The 14,792-nt window shown below is 59.5% G+C and carries 12 protein-coding genes and 1 riboswitch; of the genes, 6 read left to right on the forward strand and 6 right to left on the reverse strand.

The window, feature by feature from the left end; translation table 11 throughout:
* Positions 1-395: 395 nt before the first annotated feature.
* From HMPREF0178_RS19140 to ftsY, 4 genes are all read right to left on the reverse strand, one after another.
* A complete protein-coding gene (locus tag HMPREF0178_RS19140; protein WP_232281335.1) occupies positions 396-1,157 on the reverse strand; it encodes a hypothetical protein in 762 nt (253 codons plus the stop codon).
* A 129-nt stretch (positions 1,158-1,286) separates the two neighbouring features.
* Positions 1,287-1,931, reverse strand: a complete 645-nt coding sequence (gene thiE / locus HMPREF0178_RS19145; RefSeq protein WP_009369198.1) for a thiamine phosphate synthase — start codon at positions 1,929-1,931, stop codon at positions 1,287-1,289.
* Positions 1,932-1,942: 11 nt separating this feature from the next.
* Positions 1,943-3,679 (reverse strand): adenine deaminase, encoded by a 1,737-nt coding sequence (gene ade, locus HMPREF0178_RS19150; RefSeq protein ID WP_009369199.1) that lies wholly within the window; start codon positions 3,677-3,679, stop codon positions 1,943-1,945.
* Positions 3,680-4,126: 447 nt separating this feature from the next.
* Positions 4,127-5,671: a signal recognition particle-docking protein FtsY gene (ftsY, locus tag HMPREF0178_RS19155; RefSeq protein ID WP_005030425.1), complete on the reverse strand. Its 1,545-nt coding sequence runs from the start codon at positions 5,669-5,671 to the stop codon at positions 4,127-4,129.
* A gap of 312 nt (positions 5,672-5,983) precedes the next feature.
* Here ftsY and HMPREF0178_RS19160 point away from each other — a divergent pair, with 312 nt between their 5' ends.
* The 3 genes from HMPREF0178_RS19160 (at position 5,984) to HMPREF0178_RS19170 (ending at position 10,742) form a co-directional block, all read left to right on the forward strand.
* Positions 5,984-7,423 carry an outer membrane homotrimeric porin gene (locus HMPREF0178_RS19160; protein ID WP_009369200.1) on the forward strand — a complete coding sequence of 480 codons (1,440 nt, stop codon included), beginning with the start codon at positions 5,984-5,986 and terminating at the stop codon, positions 7,421-7,423.
* Positions 7,424-7,694: 271 nt separating this feature from the next.
* A complete protein-coding gene (locus HMPREF0178_RS19165; RefSeq protein ID WP_009369201.1) occupies positions 7,695-9,128 on the forward strand; it encodes a carbon starvation protein A in 1,434 nt (477 codons plus the stop codon).
* Between the two features lie 207 nt (positions 9,129-9,335).
* Positions 9,336-10,742, forward strand: a complete 1,407-nt coding sequence (locus HMPREF0178_RS19170; protein WP_009369202.1) for an MATE family efflux transporter — start codon at positions 9,336-9,338, stop codon at positions 10,740-10,742.
* A 165-nt stretch (positions 10,743-10,907) separates the two neighbouring features.
* Here the strand turns inward: HMPREF0178_RS19170 and mltG are convergent, their stop codons facing one another.
* Positions 10,908-12,233: an endolytic transglycosylase MltG gene (mltG, locus tag HMPREF0178_RS19175; protein WP_009369203.1), complete on the reverse strand. Its 1,326-nt coding sequence runs from the start codon at positions 12,231-12,233 to the stop codon at positions 10,908-10,910.
* Positions 12,230-12,658, reverse strand: coding sequence for a Holliday junction resolvase RuvX (gene ruvX, locus HMPREF0178_RS19180; RefSeq protein WP_005030438.1), 429 nt, complete (start codon positions 12,656-12,658; stop codon positions 12,230-12,232). Before ruvX ends, mltG begins: the two co-directional genes overlap by 4 nt.
* A gap of 214 nt (positions 12,659-12,872) precedes the next feature.
* Between ruvX and HMPREF0178_RS19185 the strand changes: the two genes are divergently transcribed.
* From HMPREF0178_RS19185 to HMPREF0178_RS19195, 3 genes are all read left to right on the forward strand, one after another.
* Positions 12,873-13,454 (forward strand): nitroreductase family protein, encoded by a 582-nt coding sequence (locus HMPREF0178_RS19185; RefSeq protein ID WP_009369204.1) that lies wholly within the window; start codon positions 12,873-12,875, stop codon positions 13,452-13,454.
* Between the two features lie 53 nt (positions 13,455-13,507).
* A riboswitch (TPP riboswitch) is annotated at positions 13,508-13,610 on the forward strand.
* Between the two features lie 65 nt (positions 13,611-13,675).
* Positions 13,676-13,876 (forward strand): sulfur carrier protein ThiS, encoded by a 201-nt coding sequence (thiS, locus tag HMPREF0178_RS19190; protein ID WP_005030443.1) that lies wholly within the window; start codon positions 13,676-13,678, stop codon positions 13,874-13,876.
* Between the two features lie 197 nt (positions 13,877-14,073).
* On the forward strand, positions 14,074-14,792 hold a 719-nt coding region (locus HMPREF0178_RS19195), incomplete at its 3' end, for a thiazole synthase (RefSeq protein WP_009369205.1).

The raw sequence follows: 14,792 nt of genomic DNA on the forward strand, positions 1-14,792 counted from the left end.
TGCCCGAAGCTCATCCTCATCGCGCCACCCTCCCTAAGCCCCAGGCCCGGCTCAAGCCCTTCCTTCTGTTTCCCCCCCCTCCCTCGGTTCTCCTCCTCCCCCCAGCTTCTGTTTCCTTCGGCTTTATGCACCGGTTCGCTCCATAATCGGCGTTAGTTTTTCCCCTCTTCCCTTTTCTCGCAAGCCTTACCGGTTTGCCCGGCAGAGGCCCCGGAAAACCTCCGAGTAAGGCGGAGAGATGCCCTTATGGAGATGCACAGCTTTCATAAAGAAAGGGCAGGAAACGGGTAGGGAAGTTATCGGTAACTCCTCCCCAGCTACGTAAAGCCTGAGGCATATAAAAAAAGGGGGAAGGAGCTTTACTCCTTCCCTCTTTGGGTGGGGACGTCAACGGGCTAATGCCGTTTCTTTTTTATGGTGTGCTGCTTGGGCATCATCTTGGGCGGGGCGAGAACTTTCACTTCCCCTTCAAGGGAAAGGGCCTTTTCAGTCAGACCAAAGGGAGCCCAGTTGGCCGGGACAAGGCTCAGTCGTTCAAAATTTCGCCCTGTTGCATAGATCACCGGGATATCCCCGGAAGAAGAGCCCGCCAGAAGCAGCGTTGCATTGCTCTCAGAGGGAATGGCGGGATCGGTTGCCGGAAGTTCGGTCGGTTGGTTGTCGGCGGTTTGCTGTACTACCTGCTCGCTTGGAGCCATCGGTTGTGTAGCGTTCCCGGTTATGGGTTGCGTCGCATTCCCAGTGGGCTGCGGCGTAGGCACGTCAGCGTTTGCCGGCTGTACGGGGCTGTCGTTTATGTCCGAAGGGTGCGCCCCCGGAGCGTAGATCCCTGTATTGTCGGCAAACAGGGGCTCTTCCTGCAATCTGTCGTTGGTACGCAAAAAGTTCAGGAAATCGCTTCCGGTCAGGCCCACAAGTGCGATCATCGGAGAACCGTCCCCCGCCGTCAGCAGGCTGACAGGCACAGTTCCGCCGTGGATGCCGATGTAGGTTGTCTTGGCTCCAGCGGGCATTTCGCCCCATACGGCCTCTTCCTTCTTATCTCCGCCCTTGTCGGCGACAGGCGTCGGAGCGGCCCACAAGGGACCGTTCGCCAGCGCGAACGCGGCGAGGAGAAGCAGAGCGAACCGCTTGGGAGTATGGAAGATTCCGTTCATGTCGAACACATATGACCGTATCAGCCGGAGGTCAAGCGCTTCCTGTAAAGCACTACCGGAATGCGCCCGCCCCCCAGCGCGCAACATGGCGGCGAGAGGGAATAATTTGTCCTCCCGCCTGTAAAAACACTATTTTTTCATTGCGCTTCTGACTTCGGCAACGCGGGCGGGAATGTCGGGAGCGCTGACGAATTCGGAAACGATGGCGCAACAGCGGGCGCCGTGCGCGATGACGTCCGCAATGTTGTGGCGTTTGATGCCTCCGATGGCGACGAAAGGCAGGGTGATGTTGGCAACCACCCAATCAAGATAATCGAGGGTTACAGCGGCGCAAACGTCCTTTTTGGTCTGCGTCGGGTAAATGGGGCCGACCCCGATATAGTCCGCACCGGAGGCCACGGCCGCGCGGGCCTGATCAGGGGTATGGGTGGACAGGCCGATGATCATGTCCGGGCCGACGAGACGGCGCACGGCCTCGACGGGGAGATCCTCTTGGCCGACGTGCACGCCGTCGGCTTCGCAGAGGATAGCAATGTCAACATGGTCATTCACGATGAAGCAGGCACCAGCCTCGCGGGTCAGGCGGCGCAGCTCCATGCACTCTTTGAGCATCTGTCCGGCCTTTTTTTCTTTTTCGCGGTACTGGAGGATCTTGATGCCGCTGTCGAGCAGGGCTTTGGCGACTTCAACCGCCGGACGCCCGAGAGACAGTCCGTCGTCGGTGAGAGCGTAGAGGTCGGTTTCGGGAGAGGTCCCGGGCAACAGTCTGGGCATGGCGCACCTCGTCAGTCGGCTTCTACGCCGACGAAGGAAAAAGTGTTGACGTTGAACAGGCCGCGGGCGGTCAGCTTGAGTTCCGGAATGACGGGAAGGGCCATGAAACTGAGGGTCATGAACGGTTCGACGTCTTCGGGGATACCGAGCTCCGCACGCGCGGCAACGAGCATATCGTGAAGGACGGCATTGACTTCCTGCGGATCGGCGGAGGTCATGAGGCCCGCGATAGGGAGGGGCAGACGCCGGATGGCCCCTCCGTGCACGGAGACGATGCCGCCGCCCATGTCCGCCAATTCCCGGACGGCAAGCAGCATATCAGGGTCGTTGTCGCCCGCTACAACAATGTTGTGGGAGTCATGGGAAATGGTCGTCGCTATGGCCCCTCCCGTGAGCCCATAGCCTTCTAGAATCCCGATGCCGAGTTTTCCCGTCCTCTTGTGCCGCTCAATGACCGCGATCTTGGTCAGGCCGGGATTCAGCGCGGACTGGAAGCATCCCGTATCATCGGTCTTCACCTCGCGGACGAGGCTCTTCGTAACGAGGGAGGCGGGCTCAATGCCGATGACACGGGCTTTTCCGGTACGGACAGGCAAGGACAGGGCATCCTCGGCCAGCGGCTTGAGGTGGATGGAGTGGGAAGGCGCTCCCGCAGCCGCGTCATCCAGCGGGATGAGGACGCGGCCGTCTTCGGCGATCAGGCGTCCCGCCGTGAATACCTTGCGCACGCGGAATGCCTTGAGGTCGTCCACAAGGATGAAATCGGCATCCCTGCCGGGGGCGATGGCTCCCTTGTTGCGCAGCCCGAAGCACTCCGCGGCGTTGAGCGTGCACATGGTGATGGCCTGTACCGGATCCATCCCCATGCCTACCGCGAGGCGCAGATGGTTATCCATGTGGCCGTCGGAAACGATATCCTCAATATGGCGGTCATCGCAGCAGAACGCGCAGCGCCGCGCGTTGCCGGGCGTAACGCCGGGCAGGAGCGTTCGGAGGTTCTTGGCGGCGGAGCCTTCGCGTATAAGGATGTAGCTGCCCCGGCGAAGGTTCTCGCGCATCTCCTCAAGCGTGGTGCACTCGTGGGTATTCGTAATGCCGGTGACGAGATAGGCGTCGAGATCCCGGCCAAGCAAGCCGGGGGCGTGTCCGTCCACAATTTTGCCGTGGGACGTACCGAGCTGGATTTTTGCCAGTACGTCGTAGTCGCCGGAGACGACGCCGGGGAAGTTCATCATTTCGCCGATACCGGTCACTTTGGGGTCGTCGATGAGCTCTTCCAGTTCTTCAGCGGAAAGGACCGCGCCGGAATCCTCGAACGGCGTCGCCGGAACACAGGAGGGGAGGGCGATAAAAATATTGAGCGGCAGGTGTCGCCCGTTTTCCAGCATGTACCGGATGCCTTCCAGTCCGTGGACGTTGGCGATTTCGTGCGGATCGGCCACGACGCTGGTGGTGCCGTGCGGGAGTACCAGCCCGGCGAAACGCGCGGGGCTCACCATGCTGGATTCGATATGGATGTGGGCGTCGATGAGGCCGGGCAGCAGGTAGGCTCCTCGCGCGTCAACGACTTTCACCGCCTCGGTATGCGAGAAGCCGAGGATTTTGCCTCCGCCCACGCTGACGTCCGTTTCCCGGATTTCGCCGGTCAGCACGTCCACCAGCTTCGCGTTGGTAATGAGAAGGTCGGCGGGGCTGCGCCCGCCCGCCGCCATATCCACAAGGTTTTTCAGATCGTCGATGTCGTACATGCAGGTCTCCGGCGTAGGAAACAGGGGCAAGGCAGAAGGGCGAAGAAGCGAGAGCGCTTTTCCGTGTTTCCCCCAAACGTCTTGCCCACTCCAAAGTGTGTTTTTTGAGGATGGGTCGCGTGTGAAAGGGTGACATACTTTCGGAAAAAAACGGAAAAAAGTCAAAAGGGTTGGGAGGAGAAGGGTGGGACGGCAGGGTATTTCCACTTTCAAATAGCGTGTTCCAAAGGCAACCTGCCTCAGAAAGAATCGTGAACGGGGACTCGATAGGCACAAAAAATTTTGGAAAGGGTGTGGCGGACTCTACGCGGGTAGATTTGGGGAAGGGGAAGCTTTCTTCAGAAAAGTTCCCCTTCCCCAATATTTCCAATCCGTTCAAAGTGAACCCATCCTAGAGAAAAGGGAGGACGCCTTTTCCAGAAAAGCTCCTCCCTTTTTATCAATTTTTTACTGCTCAAGGAGCGCCTTAGCGAAGTCATCCCCGTTGAAGGGGCGGAGGTCTTCCATTTTTTCGCCAAGGCCGACGTAGGTGATCGGGATACCGTACTGCATGGAAACGGCCACGGCGACGCCGCCCTTGGCGGTGCCGTCAAGCTTGGTCAGGATAAGTTCGTCGATACCTGCTGCTTCCTTGAATATTTTTGTCTGCTGGAGCGCGTTCTGACCGGTGGTGGCGTCTACAATAAGGATGCTGCGGTGCGGAGCGCCGGGATGCTTGCGGGCGATGACTTCCCGGATCTTGTGGAGCTCATCCATCAGGTTGCTCTTGGTGTGCAGACGTCCGGCGGTATCGATAAACAGAATATCGTATTGATCCCTGATGGCGACATCCATCGCCTCCCACGCCACGGCGGCGGGATCGGCGTCCTGCCCCTTGGAGTGGAAACCGGAACCCGTGCGTTCCGCCCAAATGCCGAGCTGTTCCACGGCGGCGGCCCGGAAGGTGTCGGCGGCGGCAAGGAGGACTTTTTTGCCCTGCATACGGGCGCGGTAGGCCAGTTTGGCGATGGTCGTGGTCTTGCCTACGCCGTTGACGCCGATGATCAGAACGACCTCGGGCGGGTTGACCGCGACGACGCGGCGCGGGATGCGGAAAATGTCTTCCAGCTCCGCGGCGAGGAGAGGACGAAGTTCCTCGGGAGTGGTCGCGGAAGCGGCACGCGCACGGGACTTGAGGCGTTTGCACAGCTCGGTCGCGGCTTCGACGCCCATGTCCGCCATAATGAAGAGTTCTTCCAATTCGTCCCAGAAGTCGGCGGACAGGTCGCCGTGGCTGGCGAAGAGGGTGGAGAGCCCTTTGCCGAGCTGTTCACGGGTCCGTTCCAGCCCTTGATGCAGCTTGAGGAAAATGCGGTTGCGTTCATCCTCTTCGTCCTCAAGATCGAGAGCAAGGGCGAGGCGGTACTGCAGTTCCGAACGGAAGTCCGCCACTTCTTCGTATTCCATGCGCGCGGCCCATGCGGCGAAGTCGGCGACGAAGGCATCGGCTTCGTTCTCCGGGGCTCCAAGGGCGGTCAAAAGGAAGCGGACACGCTCCCAGAGTTCGTCGCCCGTGCGTGCGTCGGGTCCGAGATCTTCCAGAGCGATGGACAGCCACACGGACAGGCGCGGTTCGGCTTCCCGGAGGGTAAGCAGCAGCGTATCGCGCCATCCGGAAGGTTCCTTCGGGGCGTCGGGCTGAGGGGCAGGTTGGGCGGCAGCCGCAGGTGCGGGAGCTTGCCCGTCCGGTTCAAGAGATTGTCCGGCAGCGAGCTGATCCATTTCCAGATCGGCCTGTTGCTGCTCTGCGGCTGCCGTTTCCGGCAGTTTTTCCACAACCTCCACAGGAGATTGTGGCGCGTCGGAAACGGAAGATTCTTCGTGAGATGCGCCGTCTTCCGTTTCCGCTGGCTGCGCGGCCAGTGCTTCCTCCGCCGGGACCTGTGGCGTTTCCGGAGTTTCAGCAGTTTTATTCGATGACCACAGCCGTTTGATACTTGAGAAGAAACCCATGCGTCTATCCTTAAAAAAGAGGTCTTCGGATGCGAGGCGGGAGCGTTGAGCAACCGTACCATGCGACTATTTGCGTACTTGTGCCGTCCCGTCAAGCCCTGCTTTTCGGAGGGGGTAAACCACGCCGGCCTTGAGGGACGGTACAGGGATTTTGCCTTTTTGGCCCGTTTGAGAGGGGTGAGAATCACGAAGTTTAAATTTTTTTACAAAAAGGGTTGATCTCGGTTTAGAGTTATGAGAAAAGAAACGCGAACACTGGATTGTCCTGTGTTCGTCGATCAAGGAATTTTATTTAAGAAGGAAGGAATACACATGAAGCGCATCGTGACTCTGCTTCTTGCTGCCGGCCTCGTGCTCGGCGCTGCTGCTGGTTCTCAGGCTGCTGATATCAAGGCCAAGGGCAACTGGACGTTTTCTTGGCAGTTGGGTGACAATAACCTGTTCGAAAAGAACGGCGACAAGTTTACCGCCAAACAGCGTCTGCGTACCCAGATCGACGTCATCGCCTCTGAATCCCTGAAGGGCGTTCTGTTCCTCGAAATGGGCGACCAGAACTGGGGTAGAGCTGACCAGGGCGCTTCCCTCGGTACCGACGGCAAGATCGTCAAGGTCCGTTACAGCTACGTTGACTGGGTGATCCCCCAGACCGACGCCAAGGTCCGTATGGGTCTCCAGAACTTCAGCCTGCCCGGCTTCATTTCCAACAACCCCATCCTCGGCGGTGGAGCTGCTGACGGCGCGGGTATCACCCTCTCCGGTCAGTTCACCGAAAACGTGGGCGCCAGCCTCTTCTGGCTTCGTGCTGAAAACGACAATAACGGTAACTACGGCACCGATGGTGGTAAGCTCGTTGGACATCCTTCCAGCAACGCCATGGACTTCGTTGGTTTGACTGTGCCGATGACCTTCGACGGCGTGAAAGTGACCCCGTGGGGCATGTATGGCGCTGTTGGTCGCGACTCTATTAAGGGTGCTAATACGGAAGGTGCGCTTAAGGAAAACCTGCTTCCCGTCGGTACGCCGGATCTCTATGGTGCCAAGGGTGATCGTCACGGCAACGCTTGGTGGGTTGGCGTTGCTTCCGAACTGACCTATTTTGATCCTTTCCGCATTGCTCTTGACGCTGCTTATGGTAGCGTTGACATGGGTTCTTATAAAAAGGACGGAAAGAATTTCGACGCGCAGCGCGCTGGCTGGTTCGCCTCTATCCTCGCCGAGTACAAGATGGATTACTTCACCCCCGGCATCCTGTTCTGGTATGCTTCTGGTGACGACTCCAATGCGTACAACGGTTCCGAACGTATGCCTACCGTTGAAGGTTCTTGGGATATTTCTTCCTACGGCTTCGACGGTAACTTCGGTCGTGACGCGTGCGACATGATCGGCTTGAGCAACGACGGCAAGATGGGCGTGTACCTCCAGGCGAAGGATATCTCCTTTATGGAAGACCTGACCCATGTGTTCCGCGTCGGTTTCGTCAAGGGCACGAACAATACCGAAATGGCTCGCAACGGTGGCGCTTATGTCACGAGTGCTAATGATGCGGGGCGTCAGTTGTACATGACCACGGCCGACAAGGCTTGGGAAGTGAACTTCGACACCCAGTACAAGATCTACAAGGATCTGACCTTGGCCGTTGAAATCGGCTACATCAACCTCGACCTCGACGAAAGCGTCTGGGGCAAGGGTGTTGTTGATTCGTACCGTGAAAACAACGTTCGCGGTGCTGTGACCTTGCAGTACACCTTCTAATTGAAGTCGGCTGACGCCGATTCCGGTTAGCTTTGATGAGGAGGGAGTTTCGGCTCCCTTCTCTTTTTGTATTTGACGCGCTGCACGGGCTCTGGAGAGGATTCCTGACCGTGCAACGCGTATACGGACTGGTTTTGTATCCTATTGCGCAAAAAGCACTTCTCCCCTTGACTCGGAAAGAACGCCGGGATTAGACTTCTGCGGTAGTGGAGCAATCTCCTTGCCGTAAGGGAGGGTGTTCCGTAACACTCACGTTTAGAGGGGGAATTGTATGCCTTCATGGATGTATTTTGTGTTGGCCCTGGCAGGGCTGCTGGCTGGGTATTGTGTGTATGGCGCCATTGTGGAAAAGGTGTTCGGGCCTGATCCCAACCGCCCCACGCCTGCCTGCAAAATGCCTGACGGTGTGGACTATGTGGAGATGAGCCCTACCAAGGTGTTTCTGATCCAGCTGCTGAACATTGCCGGTCTTGGCCCCGTCTTCGGGCCGATCCTTGGTGCCCTCTACGGTCCCATAGCTCTCCTGTGGGTCGTAATCGGATGCGTGTTCGCCGGTGCCGTACATGACTACTTCTCGGGGATGTTGTCCGTCCGCTATAACGGCAAGTCCGTGCCGGATATCGTCGGGTACAACCTCGGCGACCTCATCAAGAAGCTCATGCGCGTGTTCGCCGTCGTGCTGCTCATTCTGGTGGGCGTGGTCTTCGTGGCGGGGCCCGCTGGCCTGCTGTCCCAGTTGACCGGTATGCACAGTATGCTCTTTGTGGCGATCATCTTTGCGTACTACTTCCTTGCCACTATTCTGCCCGTGGACAAGATCATCGGCCGCGTCTATCCGTTCTTCGCTGTACTGCTGGTGTTCATGGCCGTTGGGCTGCTGGGCGCTCTGGCCTTCAAGGGGTACACCTTCTACAGCAACATCGAATGGACCATGCATAGCCCCTCCGGCCTGCCCGCCTGGCCGCTGGTGTTCATTACCATCGCCTGCGGCGCTTGCTCCGGCTTCCATGCCACGCAGTCTCCGCTGATGGCCCGGTGCATCAACAACGAAAAGCATGGCCGTAAGATCTTTTACGGTGCGATGATTGCGGAAGGCGTTATCGGGCTTATCTGGGTGACCCTCGGCATGTCCTTCTACTCCGATACGGCCGCTCTTGCCGCCGCCCTCGGCCCCAAGGGGAACGCCGCGCTGGTCGTGAACAACATCTCCGTGGAACTGCTTGGCGTGTTCGGTGGCGCCCTTGCCGTCCTCGGCGTTGTGGTGCTGCCCGTGACATCCGGCGATACGGCCTTCCGTGCTGCCCGTTTGACCATTGCCGACGCTATCGGCTATGATCAGCGCCCGCACAAGAATCGCCTGATGATAGCCGTCCCGCTGTTTGTCGTGGGCGTCGCTTTGAACTTCATTCCCTTTGGGATGCTGTGGCGCTACTTCGGATTTGCCAACCAGGCCCTCGCCGCCATCATGTTGTGGGCTGCGGCCGCCTACTTGCTGCATCGCGGCAAGTTCCATTGGATTGCCTCCGTGCCCGCTTGTTTCATGACTGCCGTGAGCGCCGTGTATATCTGCTTTGAGAAGACGATGGGCTTCGGCATGTCCTACGAACTGTCCAATATCGTGGGTATCGCCATAGCGCTGATTTGCTTCGCGCTGCTGTTGACCGCAGGCCGCAAGGTTCAGCCTACTGATGATCTGAGCGTTTGACCCGAAAAAGGGGCGCCCGGATTGGAGCGCCCCTTTTTTCGGTGGAAAGGGAACTCCGCTCTAAACATCGGACCGCCTTTTTTCCGTTTTCTCGGGCATGAGAAGCGATTGCCTTTTTATCTGTTCCAGTTATAGTCCGCCGACCCTCCTTGAAACAGTGTTTCAAGGAGGGTTGTCTTTCTCCTTTTTTCCCTTTTGAGGTTTTTCATGTCTACGAAGCGTCGAGCCTATCTCACTGAAATGAAAACGCAGCTTACTCTTGCCGTTCCAGCCCTTTTGGCGCAGATCGCCATGATTTCAATGGGATTTGTGGATATGGTCATGACGGGCCGGGTGGGGGCGGTGGATATGGCGGCTGTGGCGCTGGCCGGGTCGCTCTGGGTTCCGCTCGTCCTGTTCGGACAGGGGCTGCTGCTCGCGGTTACGCCGTGCGTGGCGCAGCTTCGCGGGGCTGGTTCCATGCGGAGCGGCGAACACATGCAGGGTGTCGGGCACGTCATGCGGCAGGGTATCTGGATGGCGCTGTTCATTTCGGTTCCGCTCATCCTTATCGTGTATCTGGTATCGTTCCATCTCGCCGATATGGGCGTTGAGGGGGCTCTCGGGCTCATGACGGGGCAGTACCTGAGGGCGATCATCTGGGGGGCTCCTGCCTACCTGCTGTTCGTGGCTTTGCGCTGCGGCATGGAGGGGATGGCGCTTATGCGTCCGGCCATGTTCGCGGGCTTTATGGGGCTGCTCATCAATATTCCGTGCAACTATATCCTGATTTTCGGCAAGCTCGGCCTCCCGGCGCTCGGCGGGCCGGGTACGGGCGTTGCTACGGCGATCGTCTATTGGGTCATGTTCCTGACGATGGTGGTGTACGTGTGCCGGCATACCTACTTGCGGGAATTGATGACCTGGCGGGTATGGGAATTCCCCGTTTGGGCGACGCTCAAAAAACTGGCGGGCATCGGTTTTCCCGGCGCGCTGGCCATGCTGTTTGAGGTGACGCTGTTCGCGGCGGTGGCGCTGCTCATCGCGCCGCTCGGGGCCATTCAGGTGGCGGGGCATCAGGTCGCCCTGAATTTCAGTTCGTTGCTGTTCATGGTCCCGTTGTCCATCGGTACTGCGGCGACCATCCGTACGGGGTTTGCCCTCGGGCGCAAGTCGGTGGAGGCCGTCCGCGTGGCGAGCCGATCTTCATGGCTTTTGGCCTGCATGGCGGCCTGTTTCACGGCGTCGGTGACCATCCTCTGGAGGCATCAGATCGCCGCCGTCTACAACAACGATCCGGTAGTGCTCGGGTTGGCGTCGCACTTGCTGCTGTTTGCCGCGACCTATCAGATTACGGACGCCGTGCAGGTGGTCAGCGTTGGTATTCTGCGTGGGTATAACGATACGCGGGCCATCCTGTGCGTGACGCTGATTTCCTACTGGGTGTTCGCCCTGCCTGTGGGGTATACGCTTGGCAGGACGCATTTGTGGGGCGATCCCCTTGGCCCGCAGGGGTTCTGGACGGCGTTTATTGTCGGCGTATCCATTGCAGCCGTCCTTCTGGTCATCAGGGTTCGCGTGTTGGAACGCCGGTTGCTCTCCGGATTTGATCGGATCAAGGTTATGGAAGGGTAAAAGAAATTGGGGAGGGAAAGGGGAAACTTTCTGAAGAAAGTTTCCCCTTTCCCTTCCCAAACCCCTCCCTTTTCCCTTCAAAGACTTTTGACTGGTGGGGAGGCCGCGCGGCGGGAGTTCGTTCCTGCGGAGGATTTGGATAAGATGATAGCCCCCTCCAAGTATCTACCTCCCTCTCCTTTTCGCCCAATATTCTCGGACGGCCTTGTTGTGAGCGGCTAAATTGGTGCTGAACACATGTGAGCCGTCTTCCCCGCGCGCGACAAAATAGATGTAGTCGTGCTGCTCCGGGTTAGCGGCCGCTTTGAGGCAGGCGAGGCCCGGCGAGCAGATGGGGCCGGGCGGCAGGCCGGGATGCTTGTAGGTGTTGTAGGGGTTGCCCTCGTCGTCGAGATGTTTGCGCCGCAGATTGCCGTCGAACCCTTCCCCGAGCCCGTAGGCCGTGGTGGGATCGGCCTGGAGCAGCATGTTGAGCCGCAGCCGGTTGGCGTATACCCCGGCGACGCGGGGCCTCTCGGAGGGTACGGCTGTTTCCCGTTCGACGATGGAGGCCAGCGTGACCAGACGCCGTACCTCGTCGCGCCCGGAAGGGCCCGGGCGCTTGCCGCCTGGCCAGAGCGGGGCGGTCCTGCGCCAGAAGTTGTCGATAAGCCGTCCGACGACCGATTTTGCGGTGGCTTCGTTGAGTTCCAGTGGACGCATGATCAGATAAGTGTCCGGGAACAGGAAGCCTTCCGCGCTGTCGAACGGAATGCCCCAATGCCGCAGAAAGGCGGGGTCATGGACGAGCTTGTCGAAATCCTCGAAACGCACCATCTGTGCCTCTTCCAGCCGCTTGCCCACTTCCCACCAGGCGAGGCCTTCGGGGATTGTTACCCGGTCGAGCAGAGGGGAACCGTTGACCAGTTGATCGATGACCTGCTGCGGCGTCCAGCCCGTGTTGATCCGGAACCGTCCGGGTTTGAGCGCGTGGGGGATATCCCTGTAGTTCATCCAGCGGAGCAGGAGTATGAACTTGTCGGCATTGCGCACGGCCCCAAGGCGGACCAGCTCAGGCGTCAGGGTACGGAACGTTGTGCCGGGATTGACGGTCACTTCCACGTCTTGCGCGGGCGCGACGGCGGGATCGGTACCGGGGCAGTTCAGGAAGTCATAGGCCAGCCAACCGGCTCCGCCGCAAGCCAGCAGGACCAGCAGCATGAACCCGAGCAGGAAGCGCGGCCAGAGCCGTTTGGGTTTGGGCGTCTCGGGCGCGGAAGCGGGCAGAGGCGTTTCCGGCTCCTCCCCATCAAGGGGAGAGGCCTCGCCGGGCTTCTTGTCAGTCGGCTGCCAGTTCTCTGCTTCGGGGGATGACGCATCGGAATGTTGTTGATCCGGAGGAGCCTGTTGATTCCGTGTATCCGATACGCCGGAAGGTATGCCTGTTTCTTCTGGGCGCGGGGCGCCGGGGTCGGCAGGTGTGTTTTTGGTTTCTTCGGGGGATTCGTTCATATGGTTTTCCGTTTGGCTTCCGGTTGATCGAGGAAAGATTGCAGGATGCGCACGGCGGCCTGCTGGTCGAGCACGGCCCGGCCTTGAGCTGCGGAACGTCCGGCGTCCCGGAGGTCCCTTTCGGCTTCGTAGCTGCTGAGGGCTTCCTCCATCCAAAACAGGGGGAGGGTGGTGCGCCGGGCGAGGCTCTTGGAAAAGTTGCGGACCTGCCGGGTCGTGAGGCTTTCCTCGCCGTCGAGGTTGATGGGAAGCCCTATGACGATGGCGTCCGTGGCTTCGGCCTCAATGAGGGCGAGCAATTCCTCAAAAAAGGCGGCGCGGGTACGCATGAGGATGGTTTTGCGGGGAAAGGCCATGCTGCCCCCGGTATCCGAAACCGCAATGCCGGTGCGTTTCTGGCCGTAGTCTATGGCGAGGTACTTCATAAAAATCCTTTGCGGAAGGCGTCGGTATGCCCCGGAATGAAAGCGGCGCTCCGTGTCGCGGAAAGCCCTGTTGAAGGGATTCCGTAAGGGCCACCGTCCCGTAACCGGGCGAAGACACACTATCCCGCGCCCCGTCAGGACGCAACCCGTTGTGGACCCGCGCGGGGGGTGCTAGAAAGAAACGGTCCTTACAATCTCAACCAAGGAGATGTTTATGGATTTTCTTGAGCTTGTAACCGGGGCCCGGACCTGCCGCCGTTTCCGGGAAGCCGAGGGGATGCCCGCCGGAATGCTGGACTGGCTTATTGCGTGTGCCCGCGTGACGCCTTGCGGTGGAAACGCGCAGGCGTTGCGGTTTGCCGTTGCGGAATCCCCGGAAGCTTGCGCCGCCGTTTTCCCGGCGTTGAAATGGGCGGGGATGCTGACCGATTGGGACGGCCCCGAAGCGGGTGAGCGTCCCACCGGTTACGTCGCCATTCTCGGTGAGGCGGGGACGCGGGCAAAACTGAATGCCATTGATGCGGGCATCGCCGCGCAGACCATCCAGCTGGCGGCGTATACGCGGGACCTCGGCTGCTGCATTTTCCTGTCCTTTGATCCGCGCAAGATCCGCGAGGTGCTGGGCATCCCCGAGAACCTTGAGCCGCTGCTCGTACTGGCGCTCGGCTTCCAAAAGGAAGTCCGCCGCGTTGAAACCGTGGGGGCTGACGGCTCCGTGAAGTACTGGCGCGACGCGCAGGGCGTGCACCATGTGCCGAAGCGTCCTCTTGAGGAGCTGCTGATCATCAAAAAGTAGTGGAAAGAAGGAAGAAAACGGCTCTTTACAGAAGAGAGGCCGCTCGCTATAGTCATCCGAGCTAGGGGAGCCTGTCAAGGCTGAGAGTGGGTTCGTCCCAGACCCTTGGAACCTGACGCAGCTGGTACTGCCGTAGGGAAGCGTCATCATGCCTGATCCTGAGAACGCCCGTCCCTCGTGACGGGCGTTTTTTGGTTGATGGCCAACCGCACGAGGCTTTCATGAATATCACCGTAAACGGCGAGATCACCGTATGCAATGAGGGGGCGACGCTGCTTGACCTTATCCTCCGGCTCGGGTTGTCGCCTGAAAAAATCGTGGTGGAGCGGAACAGGGACATCGTGCCCGCCGGGACGTTTGCCGAAACCGCCTTGCAGGACGGCGACACGCTCGAGCTGTTGCAGTTTGTCGGCGGCGGGTAAAGAGGGGTATTCCCGGAACAGGCGAATCTCCTGAAGGACGGAGGCGTCTCCGCCTTCCTTTGTCTTTCCTCCCTCATGCGTCGGCTGCTGGGGGGACCCGACAGGCGTTGCTCCGCACCGCCGGGTGCTCTTTTCGGAGCGTTCTTTTGGGGTGTTTGCCCCGTCATATTTTCCGAGTGTTCACTCAAGGATGGGCTATGAAAACGAGTTCGGATGCATTGATCATCGGCGGTGTGGAACTGCACAGCCGTCTGTTCATCGGTACGGGAAAATACGGTTCGGACAGCCTGATTCCGGCGGTCGCGGAAGCTTCCGGCGCGGAAGTCATCACCGTGGCGCTGCGGCGTGTGGATCTCGGCAACTCGAAAGACAATGTGCTGAGCCACATCCCCGGCACGATGCGGCTTTTGCCGAACACGTCCGGCGCGCGTACCGCCGACGAGGCCGTGCGCATCGCCCGTCTGTCCCGTGCCGCAGGATGTGGCGACTGGATCAAAATCGAAGTCATCTCCGACACGCGCCATCTTCTGCCCGACGGCTACGAAACCGCCAAAGCCACGGAAACCCTCGCCAAGGAAGGCTTCACCGTCCTGCCGTACATGAACCCCGATCTGTATGTGGCCCGCGATCTCGTGAATGCCGGAGCCGCCGCCGTCATGCCCCTTGGTGCGCCCATCGGCACGAACCGCGGCCTCCAGACCAAGGAAATGGTCCGTATCCTCATTGAAGAAATCAGCCTGCCCATCGTTGTCGATGCGGGCATCGGCAAGCCTTCGCAGGCCTGTGAAGCTATGGAAATGGGCGCGGCGGCCTGCCTCGTAAACACCGCCATTGCCACGGCGGGCGATCCGGTACGCATGGGCGCGGCCTTCGGCGAAGCCGTGCGCGCCGGGCGCAACGCCTTCCTTGCCAAGGC

It is taken from the genome of Bilophila sp. 4_1_30 (genome assembly GCF_000224655.1).
GTDB lineage: Bacteria > Desulfobacterota > Desulfovibrionia > Desulfovibrionales > Desulfovibrionaceae > Bilophila > Bilophila wadsworthia.